The following is an 18609-nucleotide window of genomic DNA, read 5'->3' on the forward strand; positions in this document are numbered from 1 at the left end:
ATTGATGTCTTTCGTAGAGCGACATCATTACCTCTATTAAGTCGACGTTGCCCGCTGCCGAAAAGGAGAAAGCACGATCTTTTCCGTACTTTGAATGGAGTTTTCTGCACAAACGGTGGGCAGCGGATGGCGTATACTTTTAGACGCTGACACCCGTTGCAGCCCGTTGTTCTATCCGGATTTCCTTCCGGCGCACCAATCAGCCGTGTACGTCCCGCGCAGCGTGGATCGCATTGACGAACCAGGAAGAGCGATGTCTGATTCCCCTATACCCGCCACTATGACGCTGAAGCGCGGGTTGGATTTGCTGCGCGCCTTCCGCGCCGAGAGGACGCCGCTTACCAACGCTGAACTCGTGCGACGCACGGGCCTATCGCGCTCTAGTGTGTCACGCCTCACGATTACGTTGGTTAAACTAGGCTACTTACGCCGCGTCTCGGGGGGGCGGGCACTCGAGTTATCGGTTGGCGGCTTGAGCATCGGCACCGATTATGCGAGAAGTAACCCCGTCACGCAGCGCGTCCATCCATTCATGCAACGCCTTGCCGATCGGCTCAACGTGACCGTGGCACTTGCAGTGCCCGACAGACTCGATATGCTCTATATCGCCTGCCGCACCAGCGCGCAGATCTCCACGCTGCGGCTCGAAGTAGGCTCGTTGCTTCCCATGGGGCGTACAGCAATCGGGAGAGCTTGGCTCTGGGCGTTGCCCGCATCCGAACGACGACGCTACATGCAGGCCCTGTTAGAGGCCGCCGGTCCGGAGGCTGATGACCTGTGGCAGCGAATCAAACGAGACTTTGACCAGATAGATTCCACCGGCGCGTGCATCACCGTGGGTGAATATCAGCGCAATGCCTACGGCATCGCACTGCCAGTGCGAGTTGGACGGTCCGAGACGCTGATGGCGATGAGTTGTGGCGGGGCAGGACTGGCGTTGGACATTGCGGCGATCCGCAACTGCATTGCGCCGGAACTCAAGAGCGCCGCCCGGGAAATAACGACGCTACTGCGCAATGTGGATGCAGAGCCCTGACCTGCCGTTTTATACGCGGCTCCGCTGAGTACGAGATCCTCATTTCCTCTGTCCCGAAAGCCTACGACGGCGACCACTAGCCGTAACCCGCAGCCTGGAGCGAAGGGGAACACCAAAGCTTGCGCGGGATGCTGGGTTCGCGGCTCCCGCACTTGGGACCGGACATCTTCTTGGGCGGTCGTCTGCATCGCCCCACTTCGGTAATGACGCTCTCGAGTCCAACAGAGCGGTCGGCCCCAAATATCGCCCTCCCGGCTGATTCCCGACCGCTTAAAGCAGTTCATGTGTATTCGCAGCGCCGGTGCGGAGTCCAATAGCCCGGAAGCTCAGCGCCGCATCGGCGGATCGACGTGTGGGGGCCGGGAATGCATGCGCCGCCTCCCGGTAATCTGCCGCTGCCCGACAGGCAATGTACGTCAGGGCGACTTGCGGTTACGTTGCAGGCGCCCGGGCAGCGCGCCCGTGTGCTCGCCATTGCGGTAAGTCACTTGTCCGGCCACAAGCGTTGCCACGTAGCCATCTGCCGTCTGCACCAGGCGGCGGCCGCCCGCAGGCAAATCGAATACCGGCTTCGGTGCGTACAACGTCAATCTTTGGTAATCAATCACGTTGATGTCAGCCTTGAGCCCTTCCTTCAGTTCGCCGCGATCAGTCATTCCAATCGCCTTTGCATTGTCGCTCGTCAGGCGCTTTATGGCCCATTCGAGCGCAACCCGCCCCGATGCGCGGTCGCGGGTCCAATACGCCAGCAGGGTCGTCGGATAGCTGGAGTCACAAACCATGCCATAGTGCGCGCCACCGTCGCCGAGGGCGATCAGCGTATTTTCGTCGGTGATCATCTTGCGCACCGCTTCCAGGTTTCCTTCGACCAGGTTAGACGCCGGGTTCAGCATCAGGGCGTTGCCCTCATCTTGCAATAGCAAGTCGTAGGCGACCTCGGCAGCGGTTGTGCCGGCCGCTTGCGCGATGTCGTTCAGCGTGTGGCCCGGCCCCGGTTCATAATTCGGCGGATTGCCCAACGGGAACGAAACCTCAAAGTTCGACACCAGGCGCACATAGTGCGGATTCGAATGTGTGGGCTGCTCCGCGAGGATGGCCTTGCGGCGCTCGGGCTTGCGCATTTCGGCGACCCGTTGCGCCAGCGGCAGTTCGTGAATCGCCATGTAGCTAGGATGGAAACGGAAGGGATGCAGCGACAGCCCCAATCCGAACAACAGTCCGACTGGACGCGGGAACACCTGCGCTTTGATGGGCAAGCCCTGATCTCGCGCCTCACGCGTAAGTGCGAGCAACTGGTCAGGCAATTCACGGCTCTCAGTCTTGTGCACCAGGGAATAGCTTACCGGCCGCCCCGATGCCGTCGCCAGCTTGCGAATCAGGCGCATGATGTCCTGTGCGGTACTGCCACCGAAGAAGCCATCGGTAAGCAGTTGGAACACTCCGCTGCCGGCCTGACGCAGGCCGGCAGCCAATGCGACCAACTCGTCCTCCTTCGCCTTGATTGAGGGTGCCAGCTGACCCTCGACCGTGCGATGCCCTTCATGCTGCGAAGTGCTGACTCCGAAGGCGCCAGCACGAATGGCATCACGGACGATCGCCGACATCTGACTCATTTCCTCGGGCGAGGCGGGCTGCCCCATTTCTCCACGCTCGCCCATGACATAGACGCGTACAGGGCTATGCCCCACCTGAGTGGCGACGTCGATGTCGAAGTGGCGTTGTTCCAACGAGTCAAGGTACTCGGGGAAGGTTTCCCAGTTCCAGGGAATACCCGCCGTCATTACTACTTCGGGGATGTCCTCCACCCCCTCCATCACGCGCACAAGGGTTTCACGTTCGTGCGGACGGCATGGAGCAAAGCCCACGCCGCAATTTCCCGTGACGACGGTGGTGACACCGTGACTCGACGAAGGGATCAACCGATTCTCCCAGGTCACCTGGCCGTCATAGTGGGTATGGATGTCGACAAATCCGGGAGTCACAATCAGCCCGCGCGCATCTATTTCCTCGCGCCCGCGCTGTGACACCGTACCAATGAACGCAATCTTCCCATCCTTAACTGCTACGTCGGCCTCGCGGGACGGGCCGCCGGTACCGTCGATCACCGTGCCACCACGTATCACCACGTCGAATTCGGTTGACATCACTTGTCTCCTTTCGTGTGCAACACTCAAAGCGACATCTTCGGCAGCACACAGGCGACAGACAACATGCGACAGCGCATCGTTCCGTACTTCAAAGCCATACTCCGACGCAATCAGACTCGTTCCAAAGTACGGGACAGAGCCACGGGTCCTATTGGATTCCTGTGCGGTTTGCTCGCTAATAGGAACAAGACAAAGCCTATGCGGAGACAAACCGATGAGCCTCGACGCTGAAACTCGGACCTTCCTCGACAGGGTTGCCGCCAGCAATACCAAGCCACGCCATCTGATGACGCCAGAGGAGGCCCGCGCCGCCTTTAGCGGTTTGCGCTCCATCGTCGCGCTCGGCCCGTACGTGCGCACTGTGCGCGACCTGAAGATCCCCGTGGAAGGTGCGGCCCTGCCCTGCCGTCTGTTCGTTCCGAGCGCAACGCCACGCGCTTTGCTGGTGTATTTTCATGGCGGCGGCTGGGTCGTTGGCAGTGTCGAGGAATTCGACGCGTTGTGCCGCGAAATCGCGGTGGGCGCCGATGTGGCGGTGGCTCTGGTCGAATATCGCAAGGCGCCCGAACACCGATTTCCCGGCCCGGTGAATGACGCGTGTACGGCTGTCGCCTGGCTGCACGCATCTCGCGCGACACTCCTGGGATCCGAGCTGACGCTGGTTGTCGGTGGGGACAGCGCCGGGGCCAACCTTGCCATTGCCGTGACGTTGCAAACGCGGCGACTAGGCGGCCCCGCGTTGGCCGGTCAGCTCCTGATCTACCCGGTCACCGATTGCCGATTCGACCGACCGTCCTATGTCGATCGCGACAACCAATTGCTAACAAACCGCGACACCATGCAGTGGTACTGGTCGCACTACTTGCCCGACCCGTCCGAGCGGCTTTCTAGTTTGGCATCCCCGTGCCGCGAAGCCGATCTTTCCGGCCTGCCCGAGGCCATCGTCCTCACCGCCGAGCACGACGTGCTGCGCGACGAGGGCGAGGAGTACGCACAACGGCTGAAAGCGGCCGGTGTGGTCGTCCACCATTGGCGCGCGCCGCAACAAATGCATGGTTTTCTGATGATGTTGGGCTTACTGCCCGGCAGCCGTGATGGCCTGCAATTCGTTTGCGGGCAACTTCGACAGCTTACAGCCGCAGCATGAACCCGCATTTAGCGGCTTACCTCTTCACTTCCGATCCAGGAGTAGCCTGATGAGTCAAGAAGTCAAAATCGTCGACGCCGTAGTCATCGGCGCCGGCTTTGCAGGGCTTTATGCCATTAAGCGCCTGCGCGATGCAGGTTTTTCGGTGCAGGCATTCGAGGCCGGCGACGGCATTGGCGGCACGTGGTACTGGAACCACTACCCTGGCGCCCGCGTCGATCTGGAATGCTGGGATTATTCATATTCGTTCTCGTCCGAGCTGCAGGACGAATGGGAATGGAGCCAGCGGTATCCGTCGGCGCAGGAACTGATGGCTTATCTGGAGCACGTGGCCGACCGGTTCAAGCTGCGTCAGCAGATTCAGTTCAACACCCGCGTGGAGGCGGCTGAATTTATCGAAGCGGACAACCTCTGGCTTGTGCGCACTTCAGATGGCAAGACTCGGAAAGCCCGCTTCCTGGTGCCAGCCACGGGAGGACTTTCAGTGCCCAAGCCGCCAGAAATACCCGGCATTGAGACCTTCAGGGGCGAGGCATACCACACCGGCCGCTGGCCGCGGCAAGAACCCACCTACGAGGGAAAACGCATCGGAGTGATAGGCACCGGCTCCTCGGGCGTCCAGGTGGTCCACTCCTTGGCCGGTAAGTGCAAACATCTCACGGTGTTCCAGCGCACCGCGGTATTCGTCGTGCCGGCCAAGAACCACCCGCTCACACCCGAGATGCGCCAGCGCGCGCGCGCTACGTATGCGGAGCGCCGCAGCTTGAGCCGTATCACGCGCTTCGGCATTCCGGCACCAATGGCGAACGAGTCCGCGCTGGACGCTACGCCGGAGGAACGCCGTGCCAAGTTCGAGAACGCGTGGATCAACAGCCAATTGCTTGGGTTCCGCCAATGCTACGGTGACATTCTCGCCAACGACGAATCCAACGAAATGGTGGCTGAGTTTATCCGCAGCAAGATCCGCGAGATTGTCAAGGATCCGGAGACCTCCCGGAAGCTGCTGCCCTATGGTTTCCCTTTCGGCACCAAGCGTCCCTGTCTCAGTGACACCTACTATAGCGTCTTCAATCGCGACGACGTATCACTGGTCGATTTGAAGTCCACCCCCATCGTTCGCATCGTTCCTAAGGGCGTCGAGACCAGCGAGGGACTGATTGAACTCGATATGCTGATCTACGCCACCGGCTACGACGCTTTCACTGGTGCGCTGTCGCACATCGACGTGCGCGGTGTCGGCGGTCGCAAGCTCTCCGATAAGTGGGCTGCTGGTGCCAAGACCTATTTGGGGCTGGTCGCGCAAGGATTTCCCAACCTTTTTACCGTCACCGGCCCCGGCAGCCCGGGCCCGCTGGCCAACATGGCCATGAGCATCGAGCAGCACGTCGATTGGATCGCGGACTGCATGACCTATCTGCGCGCAAACCGTATCACTCGGATCGATGCCGACAAGGGCGCCGAAGAGAACTGGATGCAGCATGTGCAAGACGTCGTGTCGCGCACGCTCTACGAAAAAGCAAATTCTTGGTATCGCGGCGCCAATGTGCCCGGCAAGCCGCAACTCTTCCTACCCTACCTTGGCGGACATGGCAATTACCGAAAGAAGTGCGAGGAGGTTGCCGCTGCGGGCTATCTCGGATTCGTGCTGACCCGTGAGACAACTGCGACGGGTATGGCGGATAAGGCCGCATCGCGAATCGCAGCGGCGGGTCTTGCGGGAGGTGCCGTATGACGGTCGCACAAGCACGGCTGGCCGGCAAAGTTGCCTACATTACGGGCGCCGGCAGCGGAATTGGTCGCGCCGCCGCGCAGCGCTTTGCTCTTGAAGGCGCGCGCGTGGTAATCGCCGAATTCAATGAAGCGTTGGGGCTCAGTTGCGCGGACGCTATCCAGGCCACGGGCGGTCAGGCTTTCTACGTCAATACCGACGTGACGAATGAAGACAGTGTGCGCACCTCGATCATGGCCGCAACCGCGCACTGGGGGCGTCTCGACGTGCTCTACAACAACGCCGGTGGATCCACCTCCGTCGATGCGCAGGTTACTGATTGTCCGGTCGATGAATTCTGGCGCGCGATTCGTCTCGATCTGTTTGGCACGTGGGTGACATGCAAATACGGGATCGCGGCGTTGATGCGCAACGGCGGCGGGTCGGTAATTAATAGCAGCTCGGTCTTCTCATTGGTGGGGACCCGCGGCAAGGACGCCTACACGGCGGCCAAGGGCGGCATTTCGGCCATCACGCGTTCGATGGCAGTGGAATACGCTCCGCACCGCATCCGCGTCAACGCGCTGGCCCCCGCCGTAACAATGACCGAGAGGGTTAAGAGCCTGCTGCAGACCCAGCCAGATCTGCTTAACAAGACCTGCGAGCGTCAACTGCTCGGCCTAACCGAGCCGGAGGAGGTCGCGACGATGGCCGTTTGGCTGGCATCGGACGAATCGAAGACAGTCACAGGTCAGGTGATCGCGATCGATGGCGGCATGTCCGCCTCCTGACCCGACAACAAGTACCGGCAAGAGCAACGAAGGAGGCGTGGCATCAGCAAACCACCGATCATGCTCGTATCGACGGTACGGGCGGCTTACGGCGACATGAACGACGGACGGAGGATCCGCAGCCTACGTTCGCCGGACTGAGCGGGCGCGGCTGCAACATCAGCAATCGACCATAAAGCGGCGTATCGGCGGGTACGTTACCTTGAATACAAGCACGATGACCGCAATCCGCAGCGGTCTCTCTTAAAGCGCACCGGCAATCCCCGAGACGTTTTTTCTGGGGTTATGCTGCAATCGGCCCTCCAGCGAATGCTTATGGTAAGTGGCTCCGGCTCTGCCCGGTGGATCTCTCTTCGGCCCGTGAGATCGTAGGAATCACGCACGACGCTGCCCCTCGGCGCGCGATGCCCGCTTCTGCCAGCAGCTAGGGGTACCGAACATATACCTAACGCGTTCCGCGGCCCGGTTCAATGCACTTGTTGCCTTCAGCATGGTCGCTCTCCATGCAGCGCCCGCTCAGGCGCATTCGACACGAGGTTCGTGCTTGCCCGGTTCAATACCCTCCCGTCAGCAATCCGTCGTGCGACAGTTGATAGTGAAGCCAAGATGGCAGAACAGCGCATCGCACTGACCGTCGTGCCAGTCGACGTGGCTCCGCGATCGGGACGAAGACGGGTAGAACGTCAACCGAGCGATCGACAGCACTGTGCTGATAGGCTCTGCACGATTCATCCGACCGGTGATCATCAATGAAAGCGATCAACACTCTTCTGCGGTCGAGTTCGGCCCGCGCGAAATACGCTGACGCCTTGCCAGCCCGGAAGCGCCCCGGCATTCGAACCTCGTAGTTCTCGACGGACTGTGCGAGCGGTAGAACGTCGAACAATGCGACCAACTGCGTGTACGTCACCGTTACGCGCCCCGCAGATACAACAAAGTATCTCTTATCGAATACGCGAGGGCGGCAATGCCGCGCAGCGCTGCGACAATCTTTTCCTCAAATCTGAATGACTAAGCAGCGTTCAGCGCCCCATTTGCTTTCCGCTCTTCGAGCAGCCTGCGATAATGCTTCAAGCTCGAGAACAGCAACCAGCACGCAATGACCGATGCGATCGGACAGACGATCGCGATCGAAGATCCGACCATCTTCGGATCCTGGAAGACTTTGTCCGTCATGAGCGCGATGGATGTCGGGCCCAGGCCGAATCCGATTGATTGACTTGAGAAGGTGTAAAACGCCCCGACGGTGCCCCGCATGCGACTCGGGGTGGCCAGTTGTATGGTGGTTGGCATGATGCCGGTCGGAAGGCTGAAGAAAAAGACTGCGGCAGCCGTCACCGCCAGAGTACTCGTCACATCCGGCGTGAATGGCACCGCGGCGCAGCAGATCGCCGCAGCGATCATGGACCATGCCGCCGTACGCAGCAATGCGTCACTGCGGCCACGCTTTTCGAAAATCGCAGAGCTGATCCACGGCCCGATCAAGATACCGACGGTGGCGCAGATGATTACCACCACCCCAAATTGGAAACCGATGGTAGCCCGTGCCGCGCCGTGAACGCGAATAAGAAACGTAGGCAGCCACGCGGGCAAGCCCAGAATCACAATTGCGAACATACCGATGCTTAGGTAGAACCGCACGTAGAATCCGCGACGCGTCCAGATGAATGTCGCCGTTTCGCGGACCGTGTAAGGCCGGTCCGCGGCCTTCGGATGAGTTGTCTGCGAGCGAGTGGGCTCACGCACGGTTAAGAAGACGACGGCGGCAACCAGCAAGCCTGGTAGACCGATCAGGACGAACGCCATTTGCCATACGGCGAGCGTGTTCAGGATGGGTAGTAGGGTGCGCACGTTGTTCGCCAAGGCGAAAACAAGGCCGCCGACAACCAGCGAGACCCCGCTACCAACCAGCGGCGCGACGTGGAAGAGGCTTACCGCGCGCGGCATCCGTTGGGCGGAGAAATAATCCGCAATCAGAGAGTAACAAACAGGAATGATGCAAGCCTCGCTAGCCCCGACGAAAAAGCGAAAGGCGAACAGCTCTCCATAGCTTTCAGCGCGTCCGCATAGCGCGGTAAAAACACTCCACGCGCAAATGCCAGCCACAAGAACGTTGCGACGATTCGTGGTGTCGGCAAGGCGTCCGTAGATCGGAACGGCAATCAGATAGGCCGAGACGAACGCCGCGCCCTGCACCAGGCTTACTTGAGTATCGGTTATCTGCAGTGAGTGGCGAACAGGATCGACAAGCAGATTCAGCAGTTGGCGATCAATATAGGACAGCGCGCAAGCTACAGCCATGATGAACAGGGCGTACCAGGAGTAGGCGCTGTCAAGCACGGTGCCGCCTGACGATGCGTGTGAGAGCGGGCTGTCGACCGGACTGCCGGCGGGTAAGGTATGCGTCGAATCTTTCATCGTCTCCTCCGAGCTCAACGGTTATTGTTTCGTGGCTTGAATTTGGCGCACCGGCAGCAGGGATTTGCGTCCCGCAGCGCGAAAAATTTCCCACTCATAAAACGCGATAAACATCTGGACAACTACGCTATGCGATGCGCTATTTCGACAAACCGAACGAGCACCACGGTGTGAAGCGGCGGTTAGCGCTCGTTAGATCCGCCCTGTCACCGGCAGCAGCGCGCCCGTAATGGATCGGGCCGCATCCGACAGAAGAAACGCAATGGCCTGTGCGACGTCCTGCGGCGTCACCCATGCACTGAAATCGGCGTTCGGCATGTCCGCGCGGTTCTGCGGTGTATCGATGATGCTAGGCAGAACGGCATTGACGGCCACGTTGCGGTGCTTTAGCTCGTCGGAAAGCGATTCGGTAAAGCGCGCGACCGCCGACTTGGCCGCCGCATAGGGCCCCATCCCTGTTGCGCCACGAACAGCGGCCGCCGCTCCAACATTGACGATCCGGCCACCGTCCTTCAGCAGGTACGGCAAAGCGGCCATCGATGCGGTCACACATGTCATCGCATTGATCTCGTACATGCGGTGCCATGCAGCTAGATCGCTGCTGCTCTCCAGGGTCTGCCACGTAAAGCCTCCCGCGACGTTTACAAGTCCATCGATCCGACCAAACTCCGCTGCGATCGCGCCCATCGCGATTTGCGTATCCGCGAGCGAGGCGAGATCGACGCGCCAAAAGTGCGCGCGGTTCGGTGCGTCTTCTTCAGCGATGTCAAGCAGCGCGGCTCTCGCCTTTTGACATAGCACTTCGGCCGTCACTGCGCGCCCGAGCTGCCCGAACGCGCCGGTAATGACGATGACTTTATCGTTGAGTGACATTCAATTTGTACCTTTTATCTTTGCAACGCTGTCGATGCGGGTGGATAAACGCATACTCGTTGCTATTCCGGACCCGTACATGCTGTGCTCCGGTCGGGTCGCCTTGCGATACACGGGCAGTTCACGAATTCAACGATGTAGCCGACCGCGGCCTGCACAAGACGCCGGCCACCTGTGGTCGGATCGTGCGCCGCCGGCCCATCGAGCGTTCGATTCGCGTACTTGATAAGGTTGATGTCGGCGACTTTGTGTCCATTACGACAACCTCGATGCCGATGCGACAGTACGCCCGCCGCCGTGGTGGTAAGGGCGCAATGCGACGATGGGCGCCGGCGGTTTTCACGACTGACTTCTACGTCAGAGTGCGCGTGAATGTCGCAGACGCCGGACCTCACCATTTGCCGCGCCGCGGCAATGTCCGCGCTCACACGTCCGGAAATTCCTTCCGGGGCAGACGCGTCTGCAAAGTCGGCTGCGCCGGCACCGCCATTGGCGCTCGCACCGTTCTGACCCGCCACGCCCCGAGAGGGCTCGTCCGATGCGAGGGGCGTATTCATCGTATCGCTACTCCTGTCATTTGCGACTCGTCTCCCAGCAATGATTGAAGCGCAGCAGGGCGATGGTCAAGGAGCATTCTTCTGCCGTTCCGCGAGATGAAATAGGACGCTACAGATGTCGTACTTGGGATTCGAGGCCGTCCATGCAAGGATATGCTGCGATACGCTTGTCTTTTTTTCCTGTCGTGTAGAACCTCACGAGCGCATGAGCGTGCCCCCCCACCTGCTTATTGACTCGCTCGCTACAACGATAACGTCCTTAAAGACGGCTTAGCCGAGGCACGTATCTGAAGATGAAAGGCTGGCAATCCAGCGCGAGCGATGTTGGTGTTCGGGAGTTCAGTTCCACTGTGCAACAGATGCGACAATGCACCGGCAGCTTGATCAAGTCCCTCAGTAAGTCACAACGATTATGATGATTTCCCACTCGCAACGTTTCGGTACCCGGCAAGTGAAAGCACAAACCGGCCTATTCGATTCCGATGCGGTCTCGGTAGGAAAGCCAGTAACCGTAAGACCGCGGCCACAAATGCCATTCCGGATCTGCCGACAATGCTTGTGCCGCATGCAGCGCCCAATGGGGATCGGTCAGCGCCTCGCGCCCGATCGCGATCAAGTCTGCGCTCCCATCTTGAAGGATCTCCTCCGCTTGCGGCCCGTCGAGGATAACGCCCACCGCCATCGTCGGAATGTCCGCCTTGCTGCGAATTGCTCTCGCATAGGGCACTTGAAAGCCTCGCCTTAGCTTGGATCTGTTCTTCGCAACATCCATGACAGAATTCGCCGAGCGGATGCCGCCCGAGGAACAGTCAATGACATCGACGCCGCGGTCTTTGAGCTCACGTGCTAGCACGCAACTGTCCTCTAAAGTCCACATCGAGCCGCCGTTGGGCGGCTCCGTAGCATCCACCGCCGACAGGCGAAAGAAAAGCGGTTTGCCAGCCGGCCATCGGGTGCGTACCGCCTCTGCAATTTTCAGCGCGATTCGCATGCGGCCTCGCATACCGCCTCCGTAGTCGTCCTGCCGGAAGTTAGTAAGCGGAGATAGGAATGAATGAATCAGGTATCCGTGCGCCGCGTGGACCTCCAGCACGTCGAAGCCGGCCCGATCAGCGCGCTCGGCCGCCGCTGCGTACTTCTCGATGATCACGTCGATCTCGGCAGCCGTGAGTGCTCGCGGTTGCTGCCAACCCTGCAGTGTGGCGGTGGCCGAGGCGCTCACCGGCTGCCACGGAGCTTCCCCGCGCGCTGCCTCGGCCTCGCCAAGGGGACCGAGACCTTCCCAAGGTCGCTGACGGGATGCCTTCGGGCCGGCGTGATGAATCTGCGCAAGCGCGAGCGATCCGCGCTCATGGAGGAAATCAGTGATGCGGCGAAGCGGAGCGACGTGTTCATCTCCCCAAATGCCGCAATCCCCATAGGTGTTGCGCCCCACCGGGTCAATCATCAACGCCTCAGTGGACACCGTCCCGAACCCCCCGAGTGACCATTTCACAAGGTGCTGAAAGTGCCAATCCGTAGCAATGCCGTCTGGCCCAGTCATGTACATTTGCATGGGCGAGACGACGAGACGGTTGCGGAACATCACATCGCGCAGCCGGTATTCGGAGAACAGCGTGGGCGTTTTCGATTCCACTCGGGCATTCATAGGATCTGTTCGTCGGTAATTGGGGGATGTGTGATCTGCTCGCTTTCGCGTGCCGATCGAAATCTTTCGAATCGCGAGGGACCGGCGCCAGCTCATTGGCCGCGCTAAACGACCGAATCCGAGCGCAGAACAGCATGCGCAGGACGCCGTATGCTCCGCTATCAACGCTTGCTCTTCTCTCTCGAATTCCGTTGCAAACATCGTGAACATTGTGGCCGATATCGTCAACGCGGCGCATTGCATTGTTCCGTACGTCAGAACCGGGCTCTCGCTGGAATGTGACGCACGTGCGTCAAGGCCGTGCCCGATGGTTGGTTGCCAAGTAATCGATAGCCGTGACGGGAAGCCTCCACCTAGGACACTGACCAAGGGCGCCGCCCTCCTACTCCCGTGGCCGCGCGTGCCCGACACTTCCCTAACATCGCGAACGCGATGAGACGTCCGCTACCAGTCGCGGAATGTCGCCGAGGCACGGCGGCTCACCAAGTTCAGTAGGACTTGGGCAAACCCAGCACTTTTTCGGCGATAAAGCACATAATCATCTGAGGGCTCACGGGCGCCAACCGAGGGATCATGCATTCCCGAAGGTATCGTTCGACATGGTATTCCTTCGCATAACCCATTCCGCCCAACGTAGCGATCGCTGTCTGGCAGGACTGGAAAGCCGCCTCGGCAGCGAGGTACTTAGCGCTATTTGCCTCGGCACCGCAGGCCTTGCCTGCGTCGTAAAGAGTCGCCGCTTTCAACACCATCAGGTTGGCCGCCTCCAGTTGCATCCACGCTTGTGCCAGAGGATGCTGAATTGCCTGGTTTTGCCCGATTGGACGGCCGAATACGATCCGCTCCTTTGCGTACTGAGTAGCGCGACGCAATGCCGCTTGCCCGAGACCAATGGCCTCGGCTGCAATCAATATGCGTTCGGGGTTCAGCCCGTGCAGCAAGTACTGGAAACCTCGTCCCTCGACACCGATCAAGTCGGCCTTCGGAACCCGCAATCCGTCGATAAACAACATATTGGAATCGACGGCCTTGCGGCCCATCTTTTCGATTTCGCGCACCTCCACGCGACTGCGGTCGAGGTCGGTGTAGAAGAGACTCAACCCGTCCGTCGGTTTCGCTAGCTGGTCGAGCGGGGTCGTACGCGCGATGATCAGCATTTTGTTGGCCACTTGGGCGGTGGAAATCCAGATTTTTCTTCCCGTGATGACGTAGTGATCGCCGTCTCGCACCGCCTGGGTCTTCAGGTGTGTTGTATCAAGTCCAGCGTCCGGCTCGGTCACTGCAAAACAGGCTTTGTCCTCTCCTTTGATGAGCGGCGACAAGAACCTTTGCTTCTGCTCGTCGGTTCCGAACACCTGTACTGGGTTAAGACCAAAGATGTTGATGTGTACGGCCGAAGCTCCCGATAGGCCGGCCCCTGACGCGCTAATGGTTCGCATCATTAAGGCCGCTTCCGTCATCCCCAATCCCGCACCGCCATAGTCAGGGGACATCGCAATGCCGAGCCAACCATTTTCCGCGAGCGTTCGATAAAAGTCATGAGGGAAGCCGCCATTGCGGTCGCGCTCCAACCAGTAATCGTCGTCGAATTTCTCACAGATCTTTTCGATTGACGACTGAATCGACAACTGATCTTCATTGAGATCGAAGTTCATAAACTAAAAGTCCCTAGATAGTGTCGGGGCCGTTTGTGTATGGCCCGCTTGAAAGGTCATTCCCAATAAAAGCTTCGAGGCCGAAAAATCAGCGCGTCGGATGCGCTTGCGAGAGACCTTTCCAGTTTTCGTACACTGTCGGCTGGCACAACATGAGTGCGCGAATCATTTCGCTTTCCTTCTCATCATCGCAGCACGAATGCATCGACATACTGCGTCCCTTGTTGAGAACGTGTGCGCGAAGCATTCCTGCCGATTTGCCATCTCGCACCTTGATGAGCGGTTCAGTTTCTTGCAAAAGATGATGTCTTTCTTTTGAGGAAGCGTACCAACGCGCTGCGACTGAGTCCAGACTGCGCACGCCCATTTTCAGGCCAAGGTGCTTGTCGTCTTTCGCAAAAATGCGACGCAGTTATTGCGACGCAGCAATCCACAGCCGCGGGAGGTTCCGCGTACGTTTCCCAACATCGCGTCGCGCGCAGCGTATCGGCGAACTCCCGCCGTTGATGCCCCGCCCGCGATCGTGGTAGCGAAGGCGTCTTGCCGGCGTGGCACGAATACAGCGAGGATTGTCTCAGCAAGCGTTCCGATCAGGACGCATCCAAACCAAATGACGCACTCGAACCTTTCGTCATACCTGAGGTGATATGTATGCCAAAGGCGTCGCGGGTGCAGATCACCGACGCTCCCCGGGACGGCTCCGCGTATAGGGAGAGTCCTCGTTGACAACGCGCGACGATCAATGTCTGCTGTGGAATTGCAGGTAAATCGGGAACGCTTTCGCTCGCGAGTACGCTTCGCTGGCAAGAAATCTCTTCAAAATAGGCATCCGGGTTGGATGATGGACGACTTCACGCGCATTCAAACGTTTATTAAGGTGGTCGAAGCCGGCAGTTTTTCGGCTGCAGCCCGTTGCACCGACTCCTCCATTAGTGCGGTAGCAAGACAAATTCAGTCGCTCGAAGAAGAGCTTGGCATACGGCTCCTTAACCGCAGCACACGTAGCTTGTCGCTGACTGAGCCTGGCAGACTATTTTTTGAGCGGGTTCGCACCATCTCAAAAGAGCTAAGAAACGCGAAATCAGAAGCCACGTCCTTCCAGGATAGCGTCAAGGGAGTCCTGAGGGTGTCGCTGCGAGTCTCAACAGGCACAACGATTATCGTTCCGGCGCTCCCCCGTCTTGTCAATCAGTACCCAGAGTTGGGTTTCGATATCTCGCTGACGGATGAGCGCCCCGACCTTATAGCAAATAATATAGACGTCGCTGTCTGGATGGGCCATATACCCGACACGGAGATTGTCGCAAGGCGCCTGACTCGCAGTGAACGGATCGTCTGTGCCTCGCCCGGCTATTTTGAGGGCCACGGCGTCCCCGTGACCCCACAAGACCTACGCCACCATAACTGCTTGCTCTACGCAGCGCGTTCTTACGGCAACATCTGGGAGTTTACAAAGAACGGCACGCGGGAGGATATCGAGGTCAACGGTAACCTCCGCTCGGACAATGGCTTAGTTCTGATTTCCGCGGCAATGGCGGGCATCGGTATCCTCGTAGCCCAAGAATGGACGGTCCGGCTTCCAGTCTCTCGAAATGAACTTGCCAGAACAATGAGCGAGTATACCGTGCGACCGAGAGCAGAAGATTCCGAATTGTATGTGGTGTATCCCAGCAGCCGCGGTCTTTCACGCAAAGTTCGAATTTTTGTCGACTTCCTTGTGAATTTGTTTCATGGCGAAGAGGCTTCAACCGACGCCCCCTGCTTATTGGCCGACGTGCCGCCAAACTAGCGCAACGCGCGTTGCGGATTCACTCCTCATCGGCAAATGTACGGATCTGCAGAATCAATTCCACAACGTATGAAAATGCGAGCCCATCGCTCACGCGAATGTTCGCAGGAGTGGCTTGCCGTTGAACAACACGGCACGCGGCCAAAAATAATTGCGCAAGACCAACCATCGATCGGCTACTACGGTTGCCAGTACTCGAAGTTTTGACAACGAAGAGACCATATTCGCAAGGAAAGTAAAGCGATCCGCGCGCATGGGCGACTGGGTCGATTAGTCGCTTCCGTCCAATCGGCGGCTTTTGCATTGGGGACAAAGAACCTTGCCGCCTTAACGACAGCCCACGCGGACTGGACACGCCTAGAATCGAAGCATGTTTGTTGTCTTAAGTCGCGAAGCGCAGCGGACCCTTAACAAATTACTTTGCTCCCGAAATACTCAGAGAAATCGTCTTCCGGGAGCATACGAAAGGATGGAATACCAATGACTAGTGCATATGTAGTGGGCGTCGGAATGACAAATCTCGGGAAGTTCGTGGACAAGTCGGTCAAAGATCTGGTTCGCGAAGCAGTCAATTTGGCACTGCGGGACGCCCGGTTGGAACTCAAAGATGTGCAAGGCGCGTGGTTCACCAACGCACGTCAAGGTCAGATGGAGGGGCAAAATTCCATCCGTGGGCAATGCGCCTTGAAAGCTATTGGAGTTCAAACCATTCCCATTATCAATGTGGAGAACGCATGTGCCAGCGGCAGCACGGCTTTCAACCAGGCCATGACGAGCATCTTGGCCGGCCAGCATGACATCGTGCTCGCTGTGGGTGCGGACAAGCTCTTTTATCCGGAAAAAAAGGAAGCAATGTTCAAGGCATTCAATGGCGGAACGGATGTCCACCTCGTCAACGAGACGTTTGAGCGCCTGGCGAATCTCGGCAAGTCGGCTGTGCCACCAAGCGTGGAGGACGACATGCGAATCGGCGCACCCGGACGCAGTTTTTTTATGGATATTTACGCCGGCCTGACGCGTCAGCACATGGCAAAATTCGGTACTACTGCTGAGCAAATCGCGGCAATCGCTGCCAAGAATCACCGCCATTCCGTTCATAATCCGCACGCGCAGTATCGCAAGCCCATGACAACCGAGCAGGTTCTGCACGACGCTCCTGTCGTGTGGCCCCTCACGCGCTCAATGTGCTCACCCATTAGCGACGGCGCCGCCGCCGCTGTGCTGATGAGCGAAAAGGCGCTGAAGCAACTCGGTTCACGGCGCGCGGTCAAGGTGGCGGCTTCCGTAATCGTAAGCAGTTCAGATCGCGACCCGGACGACTACGAACGACATTCGGGACTGATCGCCGCGCGCAAAGCTTATGAGCAAGCCGGGGCAGGTCCGGATGAGATGAGTCTGGCCGAATTACATGATGCAACGGCGTTTGCCGAGGTGTTGCAATCCGAAAACCTGGGGTTTTGCGCCCGTGGCGATGGCGGACCAATGGGACTTTCCGGTGAGACCTCACTCGGCGGGCGAATCCCGATCAACGTATCGGGTGGCCTCATCTCGAAGGGGCATCCGATCGGTGCTACCGGGTTGGTAATGATCCACGACGTAGTGACACAACTTCGGGGTGAAGCGGGATCCGGACAGGTGGCAGGCGCCCGCTTTGGCATTATCGAAAACGGGGGTGGACTGCTTGGCGTTGAAGATGCCGCCACGGCTGTTCACGTGCTCGGGCCTCTGATCAACTAGCCAGCTCCGCAACCAGCATCGCTCCAATCAGCGAGCGTCTAAGACCTACTGACCCGTGCCACGAAAGTTGGCACGCTCAACCTCATGATGTGCGGGCGTAAGCAAGATTTTGCGGTTGAACTCTTCAAGGCTCTCCGTACCTCCCATGCGTGCAGCCCGGCTCCCGGACAGCGGCTGCTCCGGCAGCCACCTCTTCTGGCTGGAACAATTCGATCAAGAAGTGGATAAAGATCCTCCGTGAAAGACCGCGACCACTTGGATAAACGGCATGCATCTCCGAGTCTGCAGCGCGTGGGACTGACGACATAGTCATCCAACACCCGCATCAGCTGACCGCCTAGTATTGGCAGCCGGACCATCCACTCATGGACCATGATAATGCCGGTGCCTGCCAACGCGGCGGAGAGCAAAACCAGGCCATTATCGGACCGCAGGTTCCCGTGGACGGCAACGTCCTGTCGTGCACCATTCCTCGAGAATGCCCACATATTGCCGTACGACCGCGCTGCATAGAGCAGACAGATATGGTCCCGCAGGTCGTCAGGTGTCTTCGGAATGCCTCGCCGCCTGAAGTATTCTGGCGAGCCGCAAACAATCCGGCGGATTGGACTAATAGGTCTCGCGACCAGTTCCGCATCGGGTATGTCGCCCGCCCAGATGGCCACGTCGATATTGTTCGAAACGAGGTCTACCCGCTCGTCAGTCAGTGAAATATCAAAGCCCAGGTCCGGGTATCGCTGCAGCAGGTGAGGAAGTGATCTGGTCCCCGAAACGAGGCCGCCTCCGATTTGGCATTGCTGAGTTCCCTTGCGATCGTACTGACGCGATCATGAAACACTTGTCCCGGCTCAGTCAACGCCAGACTGCGAGTAGTGCGATTCAGAAGCCTGATACCCAGTTCAACTTGGAGCGCCTGAATCTGTCTCGCAATCGAACTGACCGAAGAGTTCGTGCAACGTGCAGCCGCCGAAAAACTGCCGTCCTCGACGACCTTTATAAACGTCTGGATTTGCGCGAACTCGTCCGTTGCGAAACTGTTCCCGGGATTCGCCGATTGGACAGCCGTCATGCGCTGCCGCACCTGCGGCATACCGTGACGACGG

Annotated in this window: 13 protein-coding genes and 1 pseudogene; 7 read left to right on the forward strand and 7 right to left on the reverse strand. The window is 58.8% G+C overall.

The window, feature by feature from the left end:
- Positions 1 to 280: 280 nt before the first annotated feature.
- Together F6X42_RS45550 and F6X42_RS04555 are read left to right on the forward strand one after the other, a co-directional pair.
- Positions 281 to 424, forward strand: a pseudogene (locus F6X42_RS45550) (helix-turn-helix domain-containing protein); the annotation flags it as partial.
- Positions 425 to 472: 48 nt separating this feature from the next.
- Positions 473 to 1036, forward strand: coding sequence for an IclR family transcriptional regulator (locus F6X42_RS04555; RefSeq protein ID WP_312892491.1), 564 nt, complete (start codon positions 473 to 475; stop codon positions 1034 to 1036).
- A gap of 416 nt (positions 1037 to 1452) precedes the next feature.
- Here the strand turns inward: F6X42_RS04555 and F6X42_RS04560 are convergent, their stop codons facing one another.
- Entirely contained in the window at positions 1453 to 3180 is a 1728-nt protein-coding gene (locus F6X42_RS04560; protein WP_187633069.1) for an N-acyl-D-amino-acid deacylase family protein, read from the reverse strand.
- A gap of 217 nt (positions 3181 to 3397) precedes the next feature.
- Here F6X42_RS04560 and F6X42_RS04565 point away from each other — a divergent pair, with 217 nt between their 5' ends.
- From F6X42_RS04565 to F6X42_RS04575, 3 genes are read left to right on the forward strand one after another with little or no spacing between them, the layout of a single operon-like run.
- Positions 3398 to 4330 carry an alpha/beta hydrolase gene (locus F6X42_RS04565; protein ID WP_187633070.1) on the forward strand — a complete coding sequence of 311 codons (933 nt, stop codon included), beginning with the start codon at positions 3398 to 3400 and terminating at the stop codon, positions 4328 to 4330.
- Positions 4331 to 4379: 49 nt separating this feature from the next.
- Positions 4380 to 6062 carry a flavin-containing monooxygenase gene (locus F6X42_RS04570; RefSeq protein ID WP_187633071.1) on the forward strand — a complete coding sequence of 561 codons (1683 nt, stop codon included), beginning with the start codon at positions 4380 to 4382 and terminating at the stop codon, positions 6060 to 6062.
- Positions 6059 to 6829 carry an SDR family NAD(P)-dependent oxidoreductase gene (locus F6X42_RS04575; protein ID WP_187633072.1) on the forward strand — a complete coding sequence of 257 codons (771 nt, stop codon included), beginning with the start codon at positions 6059 to 6061 and terminating at the stop codon, positions 6827 to 6829. Before F6X42_RS04570 ends, F6X42_RS04575 begins: the two co-directional genes overlap by 4 nt.
- A 1011-nt stretch (positions 6830 to 7840) precedes the next feature.
- Here F6X42_RS04575 and F6X42_RS04580 read toward each other — a convergent pair.
- The 4 genes from F6X42_RS04580 to F6X42_RS04595 all read right to left on the reverse strand — a co-directional run bounded on the left by F6X42_RS04580 (position 7841) and on the right by F6X42_RS04595 (position 13980).
- Positions 7841 to 9247 (reverse strand): MFS transporter, encoded by a 1407-nt coding sequence (locus F6X42_RS04580; protein WP_187633073.1) that lies wholly within the window; start codon positions 9245 to 9247, stop codon positions 7841 to 7843.
- 192 nt (positions 9248 to 9439) lie between these two features.
- Complete coding sequence (locus tag F6X42_RS04585; protein ID WP_187633074.1) at positions 9440 to 10120, reverse strand: SDR family NAD(P)-dependent oxidoreductase; 681 nt, start codon at positions 10118 to 10120, stop codon at positions 9440 to 9442.
- Between the two features lie 1026 nt (positions 10121 to 11146).
- Entirely contained in the window at positions 11147 to 12325 is a 1179-nt protein-coding gene (locus F6X42_RS04590) for an oxidoreductase (RefSeq protein ID WP_187633075.1), read from the reverse strand.
- A 488-nt stretch (positions 12326 to 12813) separates the two neighbouring features.
- Complete coding sequence (locus tag F6X42_RS04595) at positions 12814 to 13980, reverse strand: acyl-CoA dehydrogenase family protein (RefSeq protein ID WP_187633076.1); 1167 nt, start codon at positions 13978 to 13980, stop codon at positions 12814 to 12816.
- Between the two features lie 742 nt (positions 13981 to 14722).
- Between F6X42_RS04595 and F6X42_RS04600 the strand changes: the two genes are divergently transcribed.
- Positions 14723 to 15769 carry a LysR family transcriptional regulator gene (locus F6X42_RS04600; RefSeq protein ID WP_187633077.1) on the forward strand — a complete coding sequence of 349 codons (1047 nt, stop codon included), beginning with the start codon at positions 14723 to 14725 and terminating at the stop codon, positions 15767 to 15769.
- Positions 15770 to 16249: 480 nt separating this feature from the next.
- Positions 16250 to 17506, forward strand: coding sequence for a thiolase family protein (locus F6X42_RS04605; protein ID WP_187633078.1), 1257 nt, complete (start codon positions 16250 to 16252; stop codon positions 17504 to 17506).
- 38 nt (positions 17507 to 17544) lie between these two features.
- Here F6X42_RS04605 and F6X42_RS45825 read toward each other — a convergent pair whose 3' ends face one another.
- Both F6X42_RS45825 and F6X42_RS45830 read right to left on the reverse strand, forming a co-directional pair.
- On the reverse strand, positions 17545 to 18294 hold the full coding sequence (locus F6X42_RS45825; RefSeq protein WP_187633214.1) for a substrate binding domain-containing protein: 750 nt from the start codon (positions 18292 to 18294) through the stop codon (positions 17545 to 17547).
- A complete protein-coding gene (locus tag F6X42_RS45830) occupies positions 18210 to 18596 on the reverse strand; it encodes a LysR family transcriptional regulator (protein WP_376776318.1) in 387 nt (128 codons plus the stop codon). The genes F6X42_RS45825 and F6X42_RS45830 overlap by 85 nt, the downstream gene beginning before the upstream one ends.
- Positions 18597 to 18609 lie beyond the last annotated feature (13 nt).

The organism is Paraburkholderia podalyriae, from assembly GCF_014397785.1.
In the GTDB taxonomy this organism is placed as follows: domain Bacteria; phylum Pseudomonadota; class Gammaproteobacteria; order Burkholderiales; family Burkholderiaceae; genus Paraburkholderia; species Paraburkholderia podalyriae.